This window comes from Streptomyces sp. NPDC003635, from assembly GCF_053587635.1.
Genome location: NZ_JBSFOK010000042.1, coordinates 45,488 through 60,475, shown reverse-complemented (window position 1 = coordinate 60,475; position 14,988 = coordinate 45,488). Strand labels below are relative to the sequence as shown.

Genomic DNA, 14,988 nt, shown 5'->3' with positions numbered 1-14,988 from the left:
CGGTGCTGCCGCGTTGATTGAATGTGCATAGCATCAGTTTCCGCATGGACACGATGACGCTGTGGCACATCACCGGCTGGGAGTTCGCCGCGCTCGCTCTCGCGGCACTGCTCGTCGGTTTCTCGAAGACCGCCGTGAGCGGGGCCAACACGGTCAGCCTGGCGGTCTTCGCCGCGGTGCTGCCCGCCCGGGCCTCCACGGGCGTACTGCTCCCGGTGCTGATCGCCGGGGACGTGCTGGCCGTGCTCACCTACCGCCGGCACGCTCACTGGCCCACCCTGTGGCGGCTGTTCCCCGCGGTCGCGGGCGGGGTGGTGGCGGGCACGCTCTTCCTGATGTGGGCCGACGACGGGATCGTCCGGTCCTCGATCGGCGCGATCCTGCTGTTGATGGCCGCGGTGACGGTGTGGCGCCGCCGGGTCGCCGACGCCGAGCGGGATCCGGACGCGGTGGTCACCCGGGTCGGCCGGATCAAGGCCCGCTCCTACGGGGTGCTCGGCGGGTTCACCACGATGGTCGCCAACGCCGGTGGCCCGGTGATGGCGATGTACCTGCTCTCGGCGGGCTTCCGGAAGCTCGGCTTCCTGGGCACTTCCGCCTTCTTCTTCCTGATCGTCAACGTCTCGAAGGTGCCGTTCAGCGTCGGGCTCGGTCTGATCGACGGCCGCTCGCTGCTCCTTGACGCGGCGCTCGTGGTGTTCGTGGTGCCCGGTGCGTTGATCGGCAAATGGGCTGTGAACAGGATCAACCAACGGCTCTTCGAGCGGCTCGTGATCGCGGCGACCGTCGTGGGAGGCGTCCAGCTACTTCTGCCCTGAGCCCCGCAGCAGCGCCGGCACGTCGGCGAAGGAGTCGAGCACATGGTCGGGCGCGCCGCTCGCCTCCCGCAGGGTCTCCGGGAGGAACTTGCCGGTCCTGACCAGCACCCCGGTGATGCCCGCCCGCTGGGCCGCCAGTACGTCCGACTCCACGTCGTCCCCCACCATCAGCGCCTGGTCCGCGCCCACCCCGAGCAGGGTCAGCGCCGCCTCGAAGAAGGCCGCCGACGGCTTCCCCGTCACCTCCGCCTCCACGCGCGCCGCCCGCTCCAGACCCACCAGGAAGGCCCCGGAGTCGAGCTGCAGCCCCTCTTCCGTGCGCCAGTACAGGTTCCGGTGCATGGCGATCAGCCGCGCCCCCCGCTGCAGATGCCCGTACGCCCGGTTCAGTTCCGCGTACCCGAACTCCTCCCCGGCGCCGCCGACGATGACGACGTCCGGCGCTTCGTCGACGAGCGTCACCCCCTGAAGGTCCTCCGCCACGTCGCCACTGTTCAGCAGCGCGCACCGCGCCCCCGGCGCGTGCTCGGCCAGATACGCGGCCGTCACCGAGGGCGCCGTCAGGATGTCCTGGGCCGACACCGGGAACCCCGCGTCCGCGAGCGTCCCGGCGATGGACGCCCGCGTCCGCGAGGTCGTGTTGGTCACCAGCGCCACCCCGAACCCTGCCTCGCGGATCTCCCGCAAGGCCTCGACCGCGCCGGGGAGCGGCTGCCAGGAGACGGTGAGGACACCGTCGATGTCGATGAGCACGGCACGCACGGATTCCATGCCCGGACCCTAGCGATCCGGGAGGGTCAGGGCGCGATCCCGACTCCCGCGACACGGCTCCAGGCCCGCTCCTGCGCACCCGTCATCGCCGGCCACCCCAGCCCGCCCGGTCGGGGCTCGACCCGCGAGGCGTAGGCAGCGGGCCGGAAGCCGGGATCGTAGAAGCACCCGGAGGCGCACCCGGCCGCGACGGACCGGGCCGTCGGCCGCACCCCGGTGCGTACCCACCGCTCCAGCGCGGCGATCGAGTTGGCGTACTCGGCGCCGCTCAGCTCACTGTGCTCGCTCTCCCGGGTGAACGTCTGCACCAAGTACCCCTCCTGGCCCGCCCCTTGGAGTGTGGCCCGGTAGGCGGCCTCGTGCTCGACGAACGCCGTCGGGTCGTCGATCGCGTGCAGGGTGAGCACGGGGATCCGGACCTCGCCGGTCAGATCACTGTCGTACGACAGGTCCCGCACGGCCGTGGGGTCGGCGGCGAACCGCTCCACCTCGGCGTTGAGCGCCCGGTCGTCGTGCGAACCGGAGTACCGCACACCCTGGTTGGAGAAGGGGTTACGGCCGCCCAGGCGCTCGTGCACGATGTCGCGGAACGTGAAGGTGGCGAACCGCAGATGCGATTCCAGGGTGCGCTCCGGGATGCCGGTGACGGCGAGGATGTCGTCGAGGTTGCGCTGCTGCGCGGCGGTGCGGTCCTGCGGGGCGGAGGAGTAGCCCGTGCACTCCTGGAGGCGGGCCCGCAGTCCGGCGGAGGTCATCGTGGAGTCGGCGCGCAGGCCCTGCCACAGCGGGTACTGGGGCTCGCTCGGGCGGGGGTGGTTGCCGCAGTAGTACTGGTAGACCACGCGGAGGTCGACGCGGTAGTCGTAGCCGCGCGAGCCGCCCGCCAGGACACCGTTGGTGAGCAGTGCGCCGTCGTAGCGGCCCCGGTAGGTCTCGGCCACCTTCGCGGCGACGTTCCCGCCCCACGACTGCCCGTGCACGTACGTCCGTTCCGGCTCGCCGAACGCGCCGACGAACACCCGCCGCACGCTCTCGGTGTCCGCCGCCGCCATCCGCGTGCCGTAGCCGCCCCGCCGGTAGGAGGAACCCGCCCAGGCGTACCCCTCGTCCACCATCACCGACCAGCGGCCCAGGTCGTCGAGGCTGCGGGCGGGGTCGGATCCGGCGCCGAGGTCGGGGCCGCCGTGGGCGTGCACCACGAGGGAGCCGTTCCAGTCGGTGGGGACCGCGAGGGCGTAGTGGGCGCCGTTCGCGTCCTGGCCGGTGTAGCAGGTGGCCTTCGCGGCGAGCGGGGCCGGGCAGGCGGTGGGGGCGGGCCCGGCGGCGGCCGCTCCCTCGGTGGCGGGTGCGGCGGCGGTCAGGCCTCCGACGGCCAGGACCGCCAGGCAGGCGGCAAGGCCGCGTCTCAGCGTGCGGGGTGTCGTCCCGTTCAAGGCACTTCTCCTCGTCTTCGTCGACGTCGGGGCGCGATGCTAGGGAGCGGCGCAGGTGAGCGACACCGTCTGATCGTTTGTGTTCATAGAGTTCGCCGACCGGGTGCCCGCACGGTCCCTGCCGGTCCGGCCGTAGGCTCACCCCCATGCCCCAGCACGTCCTGATCCTCGGCGGTACGACCGAGGCCCGCGAACTCGCCGCCGCGCTCACCGCCCGCCCCGGCCTGCGTGTCACCACCTCGCTCGCCGGGCGGGTGAGCAGGCCCGGAACGGTGACCGGCGAGGTGCGCATCGGAGGTTTCGGCGGCGCGGAGGGGCTCGCGAAGTGGCTGCGCGAGGAGCGGGTGGACGTCCTGGTCGACGCCACGCACCCCTTCGCCGCCGCGATCACCGCGAACGCGGCGCGCGCTGCGGCGGCCACCGGAGTCCCGGCCGTCGTGCTGCGCCGCCCCGGCTGGCGGCCGGGACCGGAGGACCGCTGGCACCCGGTGCCCTCCCTGGACGCGGCGGCGGACCTGCTGCCGAGCCTCGGCCGACGGGTCTTCCTGACCACCGGCCGTCTGGGTCTCGCGGCCTTCGCCCGCCTGACGGACCTGCACTTCGTCGTACGGTCCGTGGAGCCGCCCGAGCCGCCGCTGCCGCCCCGCACCGAAGTCCTGCTGGCCCGGGGCCCCTTCACCGTGGCCGACGAGCGGGCTCTCCTCCAGGCCCACTGCGTCGACGTCCTCGTGACGAAGGACAGCGGGGGAGCGGCGACGGCCGCGAAACTGACGGCGGCGCGGGAGCTCGCGCTGCCGGTGGTCGTCGTACGGCGTCCGGAGCTGCCGGCCGGCGTGGTGGCGGTGCCGGACGTGGCCGCCGTACTGGCGCGGCTGGAGCTCAGCCCTGGATGACCGAGGCCCGCATCCGGTCGATGACGCGCAGCACCTCGGTGCGGTTCTTGGCGCTCTTCGTCCAGGCGGGAAGCCTGCCCACGCAGGTCATCCTCCGGCCGTCCTGGTACCAGGGGTCCCGCTCCCGCAGGTCCGCCGCGACGAACCGCCGGATCAGGTCGAGGTGTTCGAGGCTGTACGCCCACAGCTCGCCGTGCCGGGTCGCGCCCCGCAGCCACAGCGTGGGCCAGGTGCCCTGGGCGACGGGACCGCACATTCCGCAGGAGCGGCAGATCACCCGGGCCCGCTCGAAGTGCGCGATCCGGTCGCAGCGGGGGCAGTGGACCAGCACCGAGTCACGGAAGGCCTGGGCGGTCGTGCCGGGATCGTGGAAGCGGACGGGAGCGGGGGACATGGCCTGATCATGACGGCGGCCGACGCTCCGGGGCAATCCGGTTTCAGCGGGCGGCGGGCAGCGGGGGCCGCGGGCAGCGGGGGGCTCGGGCCGTGCGTTCACTGTGCCGTGGCCGTCTCCGCCTCCCGGGATCGGGACGACGGCAGGCCGGTGGTGAGGTCCTCCACCAGGAGCCGCTTGGCGATCGTGTCCACGGCCGCCCGCAGCGCCGTACCGGAGGGGCGGCCGATGTCCTGTTCCACCCGGTCCATGAGCCAGGCGCCCCAGGCGCCGCTGATGACCGCGGCCTCGCGGGCGCCCGCCGGGGTGTGCGCGAGGAGGGAGCCGGTGCGCGTCAGATACCCCTCGTCGACCATCCGGTCGAAGGTCGGCAGCAGTACCTCCGGCGGCAGCCGGCGGCGGGCGGCGATCAGTCCGAGGCTGGCGTGCCCGACCACCCGGGTGTGCAGTTCCACCTGCATCACGGCCCAGGCGCCGGCCACGTCGAGCCGGGTGTCGGAGGCCTGCACCAGGCGCCGGGCGGTGTCCAGGTCCGTACTGCCGATGATCTTCGCGACGGAGGCCTCCAGGACCGCCTGCGAGTCGGCGCCGCGCGGCTGGGCGAACCCCTCGCCCATGTCCGTCGAACCCATCCGAGCGCTGTCGCGCAGTTCGACCTGCTTGAGGAAGAGGGCGACGACGAAGCCCAGGGCCGCGACCGGCACGGTCCACAGGAACACCGTCTGGAGCGTGTCCGCGTAGGCGTCGACGATCGGGGCGGCCACCTCCGAGGGCAGCCCGTGCACGCCCTCCGGGCTGGTCGCCGCCTGGCCCACGGTCGCCGGATCCGCGCCGGGCACCGAAGCCGCCTCGGCCACCCCTTCCCTCAGGTTGGGGGCGAGGCTGTTGGTGTAGATGGTGCCGAAGACGGCCGTACCGAAGGAACTGCCCAGCGTCCGGAAGAAGGTGACGCCGGAGGTGGCGGTGCCGAGATCGGCGTACTCGACGGTGTTCTGCACGGCGATCGTCAGCACCTGCATGCACAGGCCGATGCCGGTGCCGAGCACGAACATGTACAGCGACTCGAGCCAGGCCCCGGTCGACGGCCCCATCAGGGACATCAGGTAAAGGCCGACGCCCATGACCAGCGAGCCGACGATCGGGAAGAGCCGGTACTTCCCGGTCTTGCTGACGACGTTGCCACTGAACACCGAGGCGATGAGCAGCCCGATCACCATGGGCAGGGTCCGCACGCCGGAGACGGTGGCCGAATCGCCGTCGACGTACTGGAGATAGGTCGGCAGATACGTCAGCGCGCCGAGCATGGCGAAGCCGACGATGAAGCTGAGGATCGAGCAGACCGTGAAGACCGGGTTGCCGAACAGCCGCATGGGCAGCATCGGTTCGGCCGCACGGGTCTCCACCCAGCAGAACGCCCCGAGGGCGATCACCCCGCCCACGAACAGGCCGATGATGACGCCCGAACCCCACGCGTACTCGTTGCCGCCCCAACTCGTCGCCAGGATCAGCGCGCTGGCGCCGACGGCGACGAAGGCGATGCCCAGGTAGTCGATGATCGGCCGGGTGGCCGACTTCACGACGGGGATGGTGCGGGCGGCGGCGAAGACGACGACGATCGCGATGGGGACGTTGACGTAGAACGCCCAGCGCCAGGACAGGTGGTCGGTGAACAGACCGCCCAGCAGCGGCCCGATGACCGTGGCCACCCCGAACACCGCCCCGATCGCGCCCTGGTACTTGCCGCGCTCGCGCAGTGGGATCACATCGGCGATCAGGGCCATCGAGGTGACCATCAGACCGCCCGCGCCGACGCCCTGCATCGCCCGCCACACGATCAGCAGCGTCATGTTGTCGGCGAGGCCGCACAGGAAGGAGCCCGTGATGAACACGATCGCCGAGACCTGGAAGACCACCTTCCGGCCGAACATGTCACCGAACTTGCCGACCAGGACGGTCGCCACGGTCTCGGCGAGCAGGTAGGACGTCACCACCCACGACATGTGCGCGGCCCCGCCGAGGTCCGACACGATCGTCGGCAGGGCGGTGCCGACGATCGTCTGGTCCAGGGCGGCCAGCAGCATGCCGAGCATGATCGTCACGAAGACGATGTTGCGGCGGCGCACGTCCAGCACAGGGGGATCGGCGGCGGGCGGCCGCGCGGCTTCCTCGGCGACTGTCACGAGGACACGATCACACCGGGGCACCGGCCGCGCATGCGGGGCCGTCCGCCCGGGTGCCTCAGGTGCTCTCCGGGTTGCGGCGCAACAGATACGTGTCCATGATCCAGCCCTTGCGCTCCCGGGCCTCGGCGCGCAGCCGCTCGATCCGCGGGGCGGCCTCGGCGATCGGCCCGGAGTCCAGGATCTCGTCCGGGGTGCCGATGTAGGCGCCCCAGTAGATGTCGATGTCCTGGTCGGCGTACTGCCGGAAGGTCTGGTGCGCGTCGAGCATCACGACCACGTCGTCCACGCTCTCCGGGAACCCTTCGGCGAGCCGCCGCCCGGTGGTGATCTGCACGGGCCGCGCGACCCGGTTGAGCCCCGTGCGGTGCCGGGCGACGAGCGCGGAGACACTGCTGATGCCGGGCACGACGTCGTACTCGAAGGTCACCCGCCCCCGCTCCAGCACCTCCTGGAGGATCGCGAGCGTGCTGTCGTACAGCGCCGGATCGCCCCAGACCAGGAAGGCGCCCGTCCGGTCCTCCGCCAGCTCCTCGGTGATCATCCGCTCGTAGATGTCCGCGCGGGCGCTGCGCCAGTCGCCGACCGCGGGGGAGTAGGCGGAGCCGCCGGCCGCGCGGTCCCGCTCCGGGTCGCGCGCCTCGACCACGCGGTACGAGCCCTCGGGCACATGTGCGTCGAGCATGTCCCGGCGCAGCTGGGTGAGGTCCGACTTCACCTCGCCCTTGTCCAGGACGAAGAACACGTCCGTGTCCCGCAGCGCCCTGACCGCCTGGAGGGTCAGCTGGTCGGGGTCGCCCGCGCCGATACCGATGACATGAATCTTTCGCACGCCCCGAGTCTGCCGCACCCCACTGACGGCCCCGACACCAGGCCCTGTCGGACCCCGGCGGGCCTCCGGGCGCCGCACCCAGCCTGGGCGCGCACCGCGCCGCGTCGCCCGGGGCGGCCGTGGTCTCCACGGTCGACTAGGGCACCGCACGCAGCCTGGGAGAGCACCGCGTCGCGTCGACCGGAGAGGCCGTCGTCTCCACCGTCGTGGCCAGCTCACGGGCCCAGGCGATCATGCCGGGCAGCTCGATCCCGTACGGCCGTGGCGTCCCGGACGCCGTCGCCCACTCCTCCACCGCGCCGGCCCCGCGCCGGAGCAGGCGGGGACCGCCGGTGACGTTCCCGCGCGCCGAGTGCGTCAGCCCCACGGCGATCTGAGCCAGTCCCTTCCACAGCCCGCGCTCCTCTTCCGGGCCGGACTTCCAGGCGTCCTCGAAGACCTCGTGCGCGTGAAAGGGCTTGCCCGCGTCCAGCAGCTCCTGTGCCTCGGCGAGGGACTGCTCGGGGGTCCGGACGACGCCCTCCGGTTGGCGGGCGACGCCGTCGGCGCCGTACGGCAGCGGCCGCCCCAGCCCGTCCCGGGGCCGCGCGTTGCGCGCCCGCCCCTCGTTGTCCCGGTCCCGTGCCCCGGCCGCGTCGCTCGACGATGTGCTGCCCATACGCCCGATTGTGCCGCGCCCGGCGCCCCCTTCGAAGGCGCCCCCGGTGTGGGGTAAAGTGCTGTTCGCGCGATCACGCATCTCACCGTGCGTGAGCGCACCGGGACGTGGCGCAGCTTGGTAGCGCACTTGACTGGGGGTCAAGGGGTCGCAGGTTCAAATCCTGTCGTCCCGACGGTGCGGAGGGTCTTCGCGGGCGGAAGCTCGTGGGGGCCCTTTTCGTATGCCCTTGTATGGCGTGTTTCGTCGGGGGTACGCGGAGCGCGCGGCACACAGATGGGGTGACGATCATGACGCTGTTCCGTGACCGGGGACATGCGGGGCGGGAGCTGGCCCAGGAGCTGCGGAGCCGGGACCTGGAGAACCCGGTCGTCCTGGCGCTCCCCCGGGGCGGGGTGACCGTGGCCCAGGAGGTGGCCCGCGTCCTGGACGCCCCCCTCGACGTGCTGGTCGCCCGCAAGATCGGCGCGCCTTTCCAGGAGGAGCTGGGCGTCGGCGCGATCTGCGGTGACGACCCCCCGGTCTTCGACGACCTGACCCTTGGGCGGCTCGGCCTCAGCCGGGATGAGCTGGCACCCGTCGTCGCCCGGGAACGTGCCGAGCTGCATCGCCGCGAGGAGCTCTACCGGCACGGCCGACCCGCCCTCGACCTGCACGGACGTACCGTCATCGTGGTCGACGACGGGCTCGCCACGGGGGCCACGGCCCGGGCCGCCCTGCGCTGGATCCGCGGCCGCTCGCCCCGGCGTGTGCTCCTGGCCGTGCCGGTGGGCTCGCCCGAGGGTCTGGGGCTGATGAGCCGGGAGGCCGACGAGGTGATCTGTCCGCACCGGCCGGTCGACTTCATGGCGGTCGGCCTCTGGTACGAGGACTTCGAGCAGCTCACGGACGCCGATGTGCTGGCGGCGCTGCGGACGGGTGCCGGGGGCTGACGCGTCCCTGATGGTAGAAGCGGACCATGACTTCTTCCTCTGTGCCCGGTGTTCCTGGAGCCGACCTTCCCGACCGCCGCGGCCGTACCGGACTCGACCGGACCGGCCTGGACCTGACCGGCAACCCGCGCGTGAAGGTGCGGGACGTCAGACTGCTCTCCAGCCACTGGTACGTCGAGCGGACCACGACGTTCGACTTCCGGCACGCCGACGGCACCTGGTCCACGCAGGAGCGCGAGACCCACGACCGCGGCAACGGCGCCACGATGCTCCTGTACGACACCGACCGTGAAACCGTGCTGCTCACGCGCCAGTTCAGGTTCCCGGTGTACGTCAACGGCCACCCCGACGGCATGCTCGTCGAGACCCCCGGCGGACTCCTCGACGACGATGACGAGCATCCCGAGATCGCCGTCCGCCGCGAGGTGGTGGAGGAGACGGGCCACACCATCGGGGCCGTACAGCATGTGTTCGACGTCTACATGAGCCCCGGCTCGGTCACCGAACGGGTGAGCTTCTACGCGGCCCGGTACGGTCCCGCCACCCGGACCCATGAGGGCGGCGGTCTGGGCGAGGAGGGCGAGGACATCGAGATCCTCGAACTGCCGTTCAGCAGGGCCCTGGAGATGATCCGGACCGGGGAGATCGCCGACGCCAAGACGATCATGCTGCTCCAGTGGGCGGCTCTGGAGGGGCCGTTCGCCAAGTAGGCGGCACGGCGCTTGACTTGAAGCGCGCTTCAAGCTGAAGACTCCCTCTCGTTCGCCACCAACGGGAGGGGACCCCATGAAGTACCGCACCATCGGCACCGACCCCCGGCACCGCCGCGAGGTCAGCGTCCTCGCGCTCGGCGCGATGCTGTTCGGCTCCGCCACCGACGAGGAGACATCCTTCGCCGTGCTCGACCGCTATGTCGAGGCCGGCGGCACCTTCATCGACACGTCCGACAACTACGCCTTCTGGGTGGACGGCGGCCAGGGTGGCCAGAGCGAGGAACTCCTCGGTCGGTGGCGGCGCAGCCGGGGCATCGGCGACGAGATCGTCATCGCCACCAAGCTCGGCGCCCGCCCCCTGGCCCCGGGCACCAGCTATGTCGACAACCCCGAGGGCCTGTCGGCGAAGGTGGTCCGCGAGGCCGCCGAGCGCAGCCGGGAGCGGCTCGGCGTCGAGAAGATCGATCTGCTCTACGCCCACATCGAGGACCACCGGGTGCCCCTGGAGGAGACCGTCGAGGGGTTCGCCGAGCTGGTCGCCGAGGGCACGGTCGGCCTGCTGGGCGCCAGCAACCACGCCGCGTGGCGGGTGGAGCGGGCCCGCGCCCTGGCCGCCGCGGCGGGACTGCCCGGCTACCAGGTGCTCCAGTACCAGCACAGCCATCTACGGCCCCGCTTCGACGTGCCGAGCGAGCTCTTCCCGGACGGCAGCCTCGGCCACGCCGGCGCGGAACTCCTCGGCTACCTGCGCGCCGAGCCCGACCTCACGCTGGTCGCCTACTCGCCGCTCCTCGCGGGCGCCTACACCCGGCCGGACAAGCCGTTGCCGCGGGACTACGACCATCCGGGCACCCCGGCCCGGCTGAAGGTGCTGCGGGAGGTGGCCCGGGAGGCCGGAGCGACCGTCAACCAGGTCGTGCTGGCCTGGCAGATCGGCGGGGAACTGCCGGTGATCCCGCTCGCCGGGGCGTCGTCGGTGGCGCAGCTGGAGGAGAACCTGGCGGCGGTGGACCTGGAGCTGACGCCGGAGCAGCGGGCCCGGCTGGACGCCGCCCACTGAGCGAGGGCGCCCGCGGGAAGCAGGGCCGCAGTAGGCTCCGAACTGGAGCCGAAGGAGAGTGGATCATGTCCGTGTTCCCCACCGAGCGGTCCGTCCGCACCACCCCCGAAGGCCTGCTGTGGGAGCCCTGCGAGCGCTGGGTGCGCGGGGTGAAGGGCGAGGTCACCGTCGTGGACAGCCGACATCCCGTCCTCGTCTGGGAGCCCGAGGGCATCCCCGTCCCGCGCTACGCCTTCCCGCGCGAGGAGGTCCGCACCGACCTCCTGCGCCCGGCTGAGGAACCCCCGACGGGCACCCACACCGGCTCGACGGTCTTCTACGACCTCGAGGTCGACGGAGTGCGGGTGGCGAACGCCGCGTGGACCTTCCCCGCGGCCGATCTGGCCGGACACATCGCCTTCGAGTGGTTCCTGCGCTGGAAGGACGGCCTGGACCACTGGTACGAGGAGGAAGAGGAGATCTTCGTCCACCCGCGCGACCCGCACAAACGGGTCGACGCGGTGCGCAGCAGCCGGCATGTGCAGGTGGAGATCGGCGGCACGGTGGTCGCGGACACCCGTCGCCCGGTGCTGCTCTTCGAGACCGGCCTGCCCACCCGGTACTACGTCCCCGCCGAGGACGTCCGCCTGGACCTGTTCGAGGAGACCCGGCACCGCACGTCCTGCCCGTACAAGGGCACCGCGCGGTACTGGACCTTCGCGGGCGGGGCGGACGTCCCGCCGAACATCGTCTGGAGCTACCCGGAGCCGCTGCCGGCGGTCGGCGCCATCGAGGGCCGTCTGGCCTTCTTCAACGAGGCCGTCGACCTCGTCGTGGACGACGAGCGCCTGGAGCGCCCGCACACCCTCTTCAGCGAGTCGCTCAGGAAGTGAACCGGTCGAGGAGGGCGTCGAGCCCCGCGGTCAGCCCCTCCGGGCCGCCCCGCTCGGGGGCCGCCTCGCGCGGACGGGGCAGCCGTCTTGAGATGGTCGACCACCCTGACGAGCCGGATCCGGCGTTGCGGCTGGGTCTGCACCGGATGCCGCCCCCCGGCCCGGCACGACGGACCGGCGACCGAGGCCGCTACGGCCGCCCGAGCCGGGAACGGGTCCTGGCCGGCGCGCTGGAGCCGGTGGACCGGGAGAGCCTGTATGCGCCGAGCACGCCCCTGCTGGGGGCTGAGTTCCGCGCTCAGCCCCGGACCAGCAGCTGGAAGTCGAAGGCGTAGCGGGAGGCCCGGTAGATGTGGGTGCCGTACTCCACCGCGCGGCCGGTGTCGTCGTACGCCGTGCGGGTCATCGTGAGCAGCGCGGCGCCCGCCCTCTCGTCCAGCCGGGTCGCCTCCTCGGCAGAGGCGCAGCGGGCGCCGATGGTCTGCCGGGCGCTGTGCAGGGTGAGCCCGGCCGCGCGCATCATCCGGTACAGCCCGGTCGCCTCCAGGCGGGCGGTGTCGAGCTCCAGGAGTCCGGCGGGCAGGTAGTTGCACAGCAGCGCCACCGGTTGGCCGTGGGTGTGGCGCAGTCGCTCCAGGAAGGTCACCTCGGCCCCCTCCGGCAGGCCGAGGGCGGCGGCGACGTCGGCCGCGGCGGGCACGGGCTCGTGGCGCACGACCTCGGTGGTCGGGCCCTGTCCGGCCGCCTCCAGGTCGTCGTAGAGGCTGCTCAGTTCCAGCGGGCGCTTGACCTGACTGTGCACCACCTGGGTGCCGACCCCGCGCCGCCGGACCAGCAGTCCCTTGTCGACCAGGGACTGGATGGCCTGGCGGACCGTGGGCCGGGACAGGCCGAGCCGGGTGGACAGGTCGATCTCGTTGCCGAGGAGGTTGCCCGGCGCGAGCCTGCCGTGCTCGATGGCCGCCTCCAGCTGCTGGGCGAGCTGGTGGTACAGCGGCACCGGACTGTTCCGGTCCAGGGCGAAGGGCAGGGCGTCGAGGGCGGACGGGGCCCGGTCCCGGGCGTGCTCAGGGGGCTTCGCCATGGACGTACCTGCCTTTCGTGGGGATACGGCCGACCGCAGCGGGTAGAGATCGACTCCGCCGCCTCCCAGGTGTAGGCCGCACGGCCCCGCACTGTCAATGGTTTGTACTTACATTCGGACCTGCTTGTGAAATGATGTCTTAACAAAGTATTGACAGCGGGCTGTACAAGGGATTGGATCCGGGACCAACGCACCAGCCGCGTTTCTTCCCCGTCGTTCCCCCGTCGCACAGTGAGGTGCAGGAAAGATGGACCGCTCTTCGCACTCCCGCTCCCGCAGAATGGCACCCCTCGTGGCCCTGGCCGCCGCGGCCGCCCTGACCCTCGCGGGCTGCTCCAGCAGCTCCGGCGGCAAGGACGCCGAGGAAAGCGCGGAAGGAGCCGCCGCGGGCAAGGCGGACACCCCGCGTATGACGGTCGCCCTGGTCACCCACCAGTCGCCGGGCGACACCTTCTGGGACATCGTCCGCAAGGGCGCCGAGGCCGCCGCCGCCAAGGACAACATCAAGCTCATCTACTCGAACGACCCCAGCGCCGGCGTCCAGGCCAACCTGGTGCAGAACGCCATCGACCAGAAGGTCGACGGCATCGCCGTCACCCTCGCCAAGCCGGACGCGCTCAAGGACGTCATAGCCAAGGCCAAGGCGGCGAACATACCCGTCGTCGGCCTCAACTCCGGTGTGAGCGAGTGGCAGAAGCTCGGCCTGATGGAGTTCTTCGGGCAGGACGAGACGGTCGCGGGCGAGGCGCTCGGCAAGCGGCTGAACGAGGCCGGCGCGAAGAAGGCCGTCTGTGTCATCCAGGAGCAGGGCAACATCGGCCTCACCCAGCGCTGCGACGGCGTGAAGAAGACCTTCTCCGGTTCGGTCGAGACGCTCAACGTCAACGGCACCGACATGCCGTCCGTGAAGTCGACCATCACCGCCAAGCTCGCCGAGGACAAGGCGATCGACTACGTCGTCACCCTCGGCGCCCCCTTCGCGCTGACCGCCGCGCAGTCCGTCGACGAGTCCGGCAGCAAGGCCAAGATAGCCACCTTCGACCTCAACAAGGACCTGACCGGAGCCATCAGCGAGGGCACCATCGAGTTCGCCGTCGACCAGCAGCCCTACCTTCAGGGCTACCTGGCCATCGACTCGCTGTGGCTCTACAAGAACAACGGCAACTACATGGGCGGCGGAGAGCAGCCGGTGCTGACCGGACCGGCGTTCGTCGACAAGTCCAACGTCGAGGCGGTCGCCGGATTCGCCTCGAAGGGCACCCGGTGATGAGCGTGACCCGGCATGCCGACCCGGCGGTGACCACACCGCCGGCCCCCGGCCCCAAGGAGTCCGACGGGCGGACCGCCGAGCGCCCGCTGGCGCTGCGGCTGCTCGCCCGGCCCGAAGTGGGCGTCTTCCTCGGCGCGGTCGCGGTGTTGGTGTTCTTCCTGATCGCCGCGCCGCCGGTGCGCGACGGCAGTTCGATGGCCAACATCCTCTACCAGTCGTCCACCATCGGCATCATGGCGCTGCCCGTGGCCCTGCTGATGATCGGTGGCGAGTTCGACCTGTCGTCGGGCGTCGCGGTGATCACCTCGGCGCTGACCGCCAGCATGATCAGCTACCAACTGACCATGAACGTCTGGGTCGGTGTGATCGTCGCCCTCGTCGTCTCGCTCGCGGTCGGGCTGTTCAACGGCTGGATGCTGGTGAAGACCGGACTGCCCAGCTTCCTGGTCACGCTCGGCACCTTCCTGATCCTCCAGGGCGCCAACCTGGCCATCACCAAGCTCGTCACCGGCAACGTCGCCACCGACGACATCAGCGACATGGACGGCTTCGACCAGGCCAAGGCGATCTTCGCCTCCTCCTTCGACGTCGGCGGCGTCCAGGTGAAGATCACCATCGTGTGGTGGCTGGTCTTCGCCGCGCTCGCCACCTGGGTGCTGCTGCGCACCAAGTACGGCAACTGGGTCTTCGCGGTCGGCGGCAACAAGGAGTCCGCCCGGGCCGTGGGCGTGCCGGTGACCTTCACCAAGATCTCGCTGTTCATGCTGGTCGGCTTCGGCGCCTGGTTCGTCGGCATGCACCAGCTGTTCTCCTTCAACACCGTGCAGTCCGGCGAGGGCGTCGGCCAGGAGCTCATCTACATCGCCGCGGCCGTCATCGGCGGCTGTCTGCTCACCGGCGGCTACGGCTCGGCGATCGGCCCGGTCTTCGGCGCGTTCATGTTCGGCATGGTCCAGCAGGGCATCGTGTACGCCGGCTGGAACCCCGACTGGTTCAAGGCGTTCCTGGGCGTGATGCTGCTCGGCGCCACGCTCATCAATCTGTGGGTCCGCCGGACGGCGACCCGGAGGTGACCGCA

16 protein-coding genes and 1 tRNA gene are annotated in these 14,988 nt (G+C 71.5%); 10 read left to right on the top strand and 7 right to left on the bottom strand.

Annotation, left to right across the window (positions count from 1 at the left end; genetic code table 11):
• The first annotated feature begins 44 nt into the window (after positions 1-44).
• Positions 45-818 (top strand): sulfite exporter TauE/SafE family protein, encoded by a 774-nt coding sequence (locus ACWDRW_RS30955; protein WP_451728724.1) that lies wholly within the window; start codon positions 45-47, stop codon positions 816-818.
• Here ACWDRW_RS30955 and ACWDRW_RS30950 read toward each other — a convergent pair.
• Complete coding sequence (locus ACWDRW_RS30950) at positions 804-1,589, bottom strand: TIGR01458 family HAD-type hydrolase (RefSeq protein ID WP_451728721.1); 786 nt, start codon at positions 1,587-1,589, stop codon at positions 804-806. The two genes, ACWDRW_RS30955 and ACWDRW_RS30950, sit on opposite strands and share 15 nt — an antisense overlap.
• A gap of 26 nt (positions 1,590-1,615) precedes the next feature.
• Complete coding sequence (locus tag ACWDRW_RS30945) at positions 1,616-3,022, bottom strand: DUF6351 family protein (protein ID WP_451728718.1); 1,407 nt, start codon at positions 3,020-3,022, stop codon at positions 1,616-1,618.
• A 146-nt stretch (positions 3,023-3,168) separates the two neighbouring features.
• Between ACWDRW_RS30945 and ACWDRW_RS30940 the strand changes: the two genes are divergently transcribed.
• Entirely contained in the window at positions 3,169-3,915 is a 747-nt protein-coding gene (locus ACWDRW_RS30940) for a cobalt-precorrin-6A reductase (RefSeq protein WP_451728715.1), read from the top strand.
• Here the strand turns inward: ACWDRW_RS30940 and ACWDRW_RS30935 are convergent.
• From ACWDRW_RS30935 to ACWDRW_RS30920, 4 genes are all read right to left on the bottom strand, one after another.
• Positions 3,902-4,309, bottom strand: coding sequence for a hypothetical protein (locus ACWDRW_RS30935; protein WP_451728713.1), 408 nt, complete (start codon positions 4,307-4,309; stop codon positions 3,902-3,904). The two genes, ACWDRW_RS30940 and ACWDRW_RS30935, sit on opposite strands and share 14 nt — an antisense overlap.
• A 98-nt stretch (positions 4,310-4,407) precedes the next feature.
• Entirely contained in the window at positions 4,408-6,489 is a 2,082-nt protein-coding gene (locus ACWDRW_RS30930) for an MDR family MFS transporter (protein WP_451728710.1), read from the bottom strand.
• Positions 6,490-6,547: 58 nt separating this feature from the next.
• Complete coding sequence (gene cobF, locus ACWDRW_RS30925; protein ID WP_451728707.1) at positions 6,548-7,321, bottom strand: precorrin-6A synthase (deacetylating); 774 nt, start codon at positions 7,319-7,321, stop codon at positions 6,548-6,550.
• A 136-nt stretch (positions 7,322-7,457) separates the two neighbouring features.
• Positions 7,458-7,979, bottom strand: coding sequence for a DUF309 domain-containing protein (locus ACWDRW_RS30920; protein ID WP_451728705.1), 522 nt, complete (start codon positions 7,977-7,979; stop codon positions 7,458-7,460).
• Between the two features lie 101 nt (positions 7,980-8,080).
• Here ACWDRW_RS30920 and ACWDRW_RS30915 point away from each other — a divergent pair.
• The 6 genes from ACWDRW_RS30915 to ACWDRW_RS30890 all read left to right on the top strand — a co-directional run bounded on the left by ACWDRW_RS30915 (position 8,081) and on the right by ACWDRW_RS30890 (position 11,891).
• A tRNA-Pro gene (locus ACWDRW_RS30915) sits at positions 8,081-8,154 on the top strand.
• A 115-nt stretch (positions 8,155-8,269) separates the two neighbouring features.
• Entirely contained in the window at positions 8,270-8,911 is a 642-nt protein-coding gene (locus ACWDRW_RS30910; RefSeq protein ID WP_451728703.1) for a phosphoribosyltransferase, read from the top strand.
• Between the two features lie 26 nt (positions 8,912-8,937).
• Positions 8,938-9,621 (top strand): NUDIX domain-containing protein, encoded by a 684-nt coding sequence (locus tag ACWDRW_RS30905; protein WP_451728700.1) that lies wholly within the window; start codon positions 8,938-8,940, stop codon positions 9,619-9,621.
• Positions 9,622-9,697: 76 nt separating this feature from the next.
• A complete protein-coding gene (locus ACWDRW_RS30900; RefSeq protein ID WP_451728697.1) occupies positions 9,698-10,684 on the top strand; it encodes an aldo/keto reductase in 987 nt (328 codons plus the stop codon).
• Between the two features lie 65 nt (positions 10,685-10,749).
• Positions 10,750-11,556, top strand: a complete 807-nt coding sequence (locus ACWDRW_RS30895) for a DUF427 domain-containing protein (RefSeq protein WP_451728695.1) — start codon at positions 10,750-10,752, stop codon at positions 11,554-11,556.
• Positions 11,557-11,648: 92 nt separating this feature from the next.
• Positions 11,649-11,891, top strand: coding sequence for a hypothetical protein (locus ACWDRW_RS30890; RefSeq protein ID WP_451728692.1), 243 nt, complete (start codon positions 11,649-11,651; stop codon positions 11,889-11,891).
• On the opposite strand, the gene ACWDRW_RS30885 is transcribed toward ACWDRW_RS30890, so the two are convergent.
• Entirely contained in the window at positions 11,855-12,640 is a 786-nt protein-coding gene (locus ACWDRW_RS30885; RefSeq protein ID WP_451728690.1) for a GntR family transcriptional regulator, read from the bottom strand. The genes ACWDRW_RS30890 and ACWDRW_RS30885 overlap by 37 nt on opposite strands.
• Before the next feature lie 247 nt (positions 12,641-12,887).
• Between ACWDRW_RS30885 and ACWDRW_RS30880 the strand changes: the two genes are divergently transcribed.
• Positions 12,888-13,907 carry a sugar ABC transporter substrate-binding protein gene (locus tag ACWDRW_RS30880; RefSeq protein WP_451728687.1) on the top strand — a complete coding sequence of 340 codons (1,020 nt, stop codon included), beginning with the start codon at positions 12,888-12,890 and terminating at the stop codon, positions 13,905-13,907.
• Complete coding sequence (locus tag ACWDRW_RS30875; RefSeq protein ID WP_451728685.1) at positions 13,907-14,983, top strand: ABC transporter permease; 1,077 nt, start codon at positions 13,907-13,909, stop codon at positions 14,981-14,983. The genes ACWDRW_RS30880 and ACWDRW_RS30875 overlap by 1 nt, the downstream gene beginning before the upstream one ends.
• The last annotated feature ends 5 nt before the right edge of the window (positions 14,984-14,988 follow it).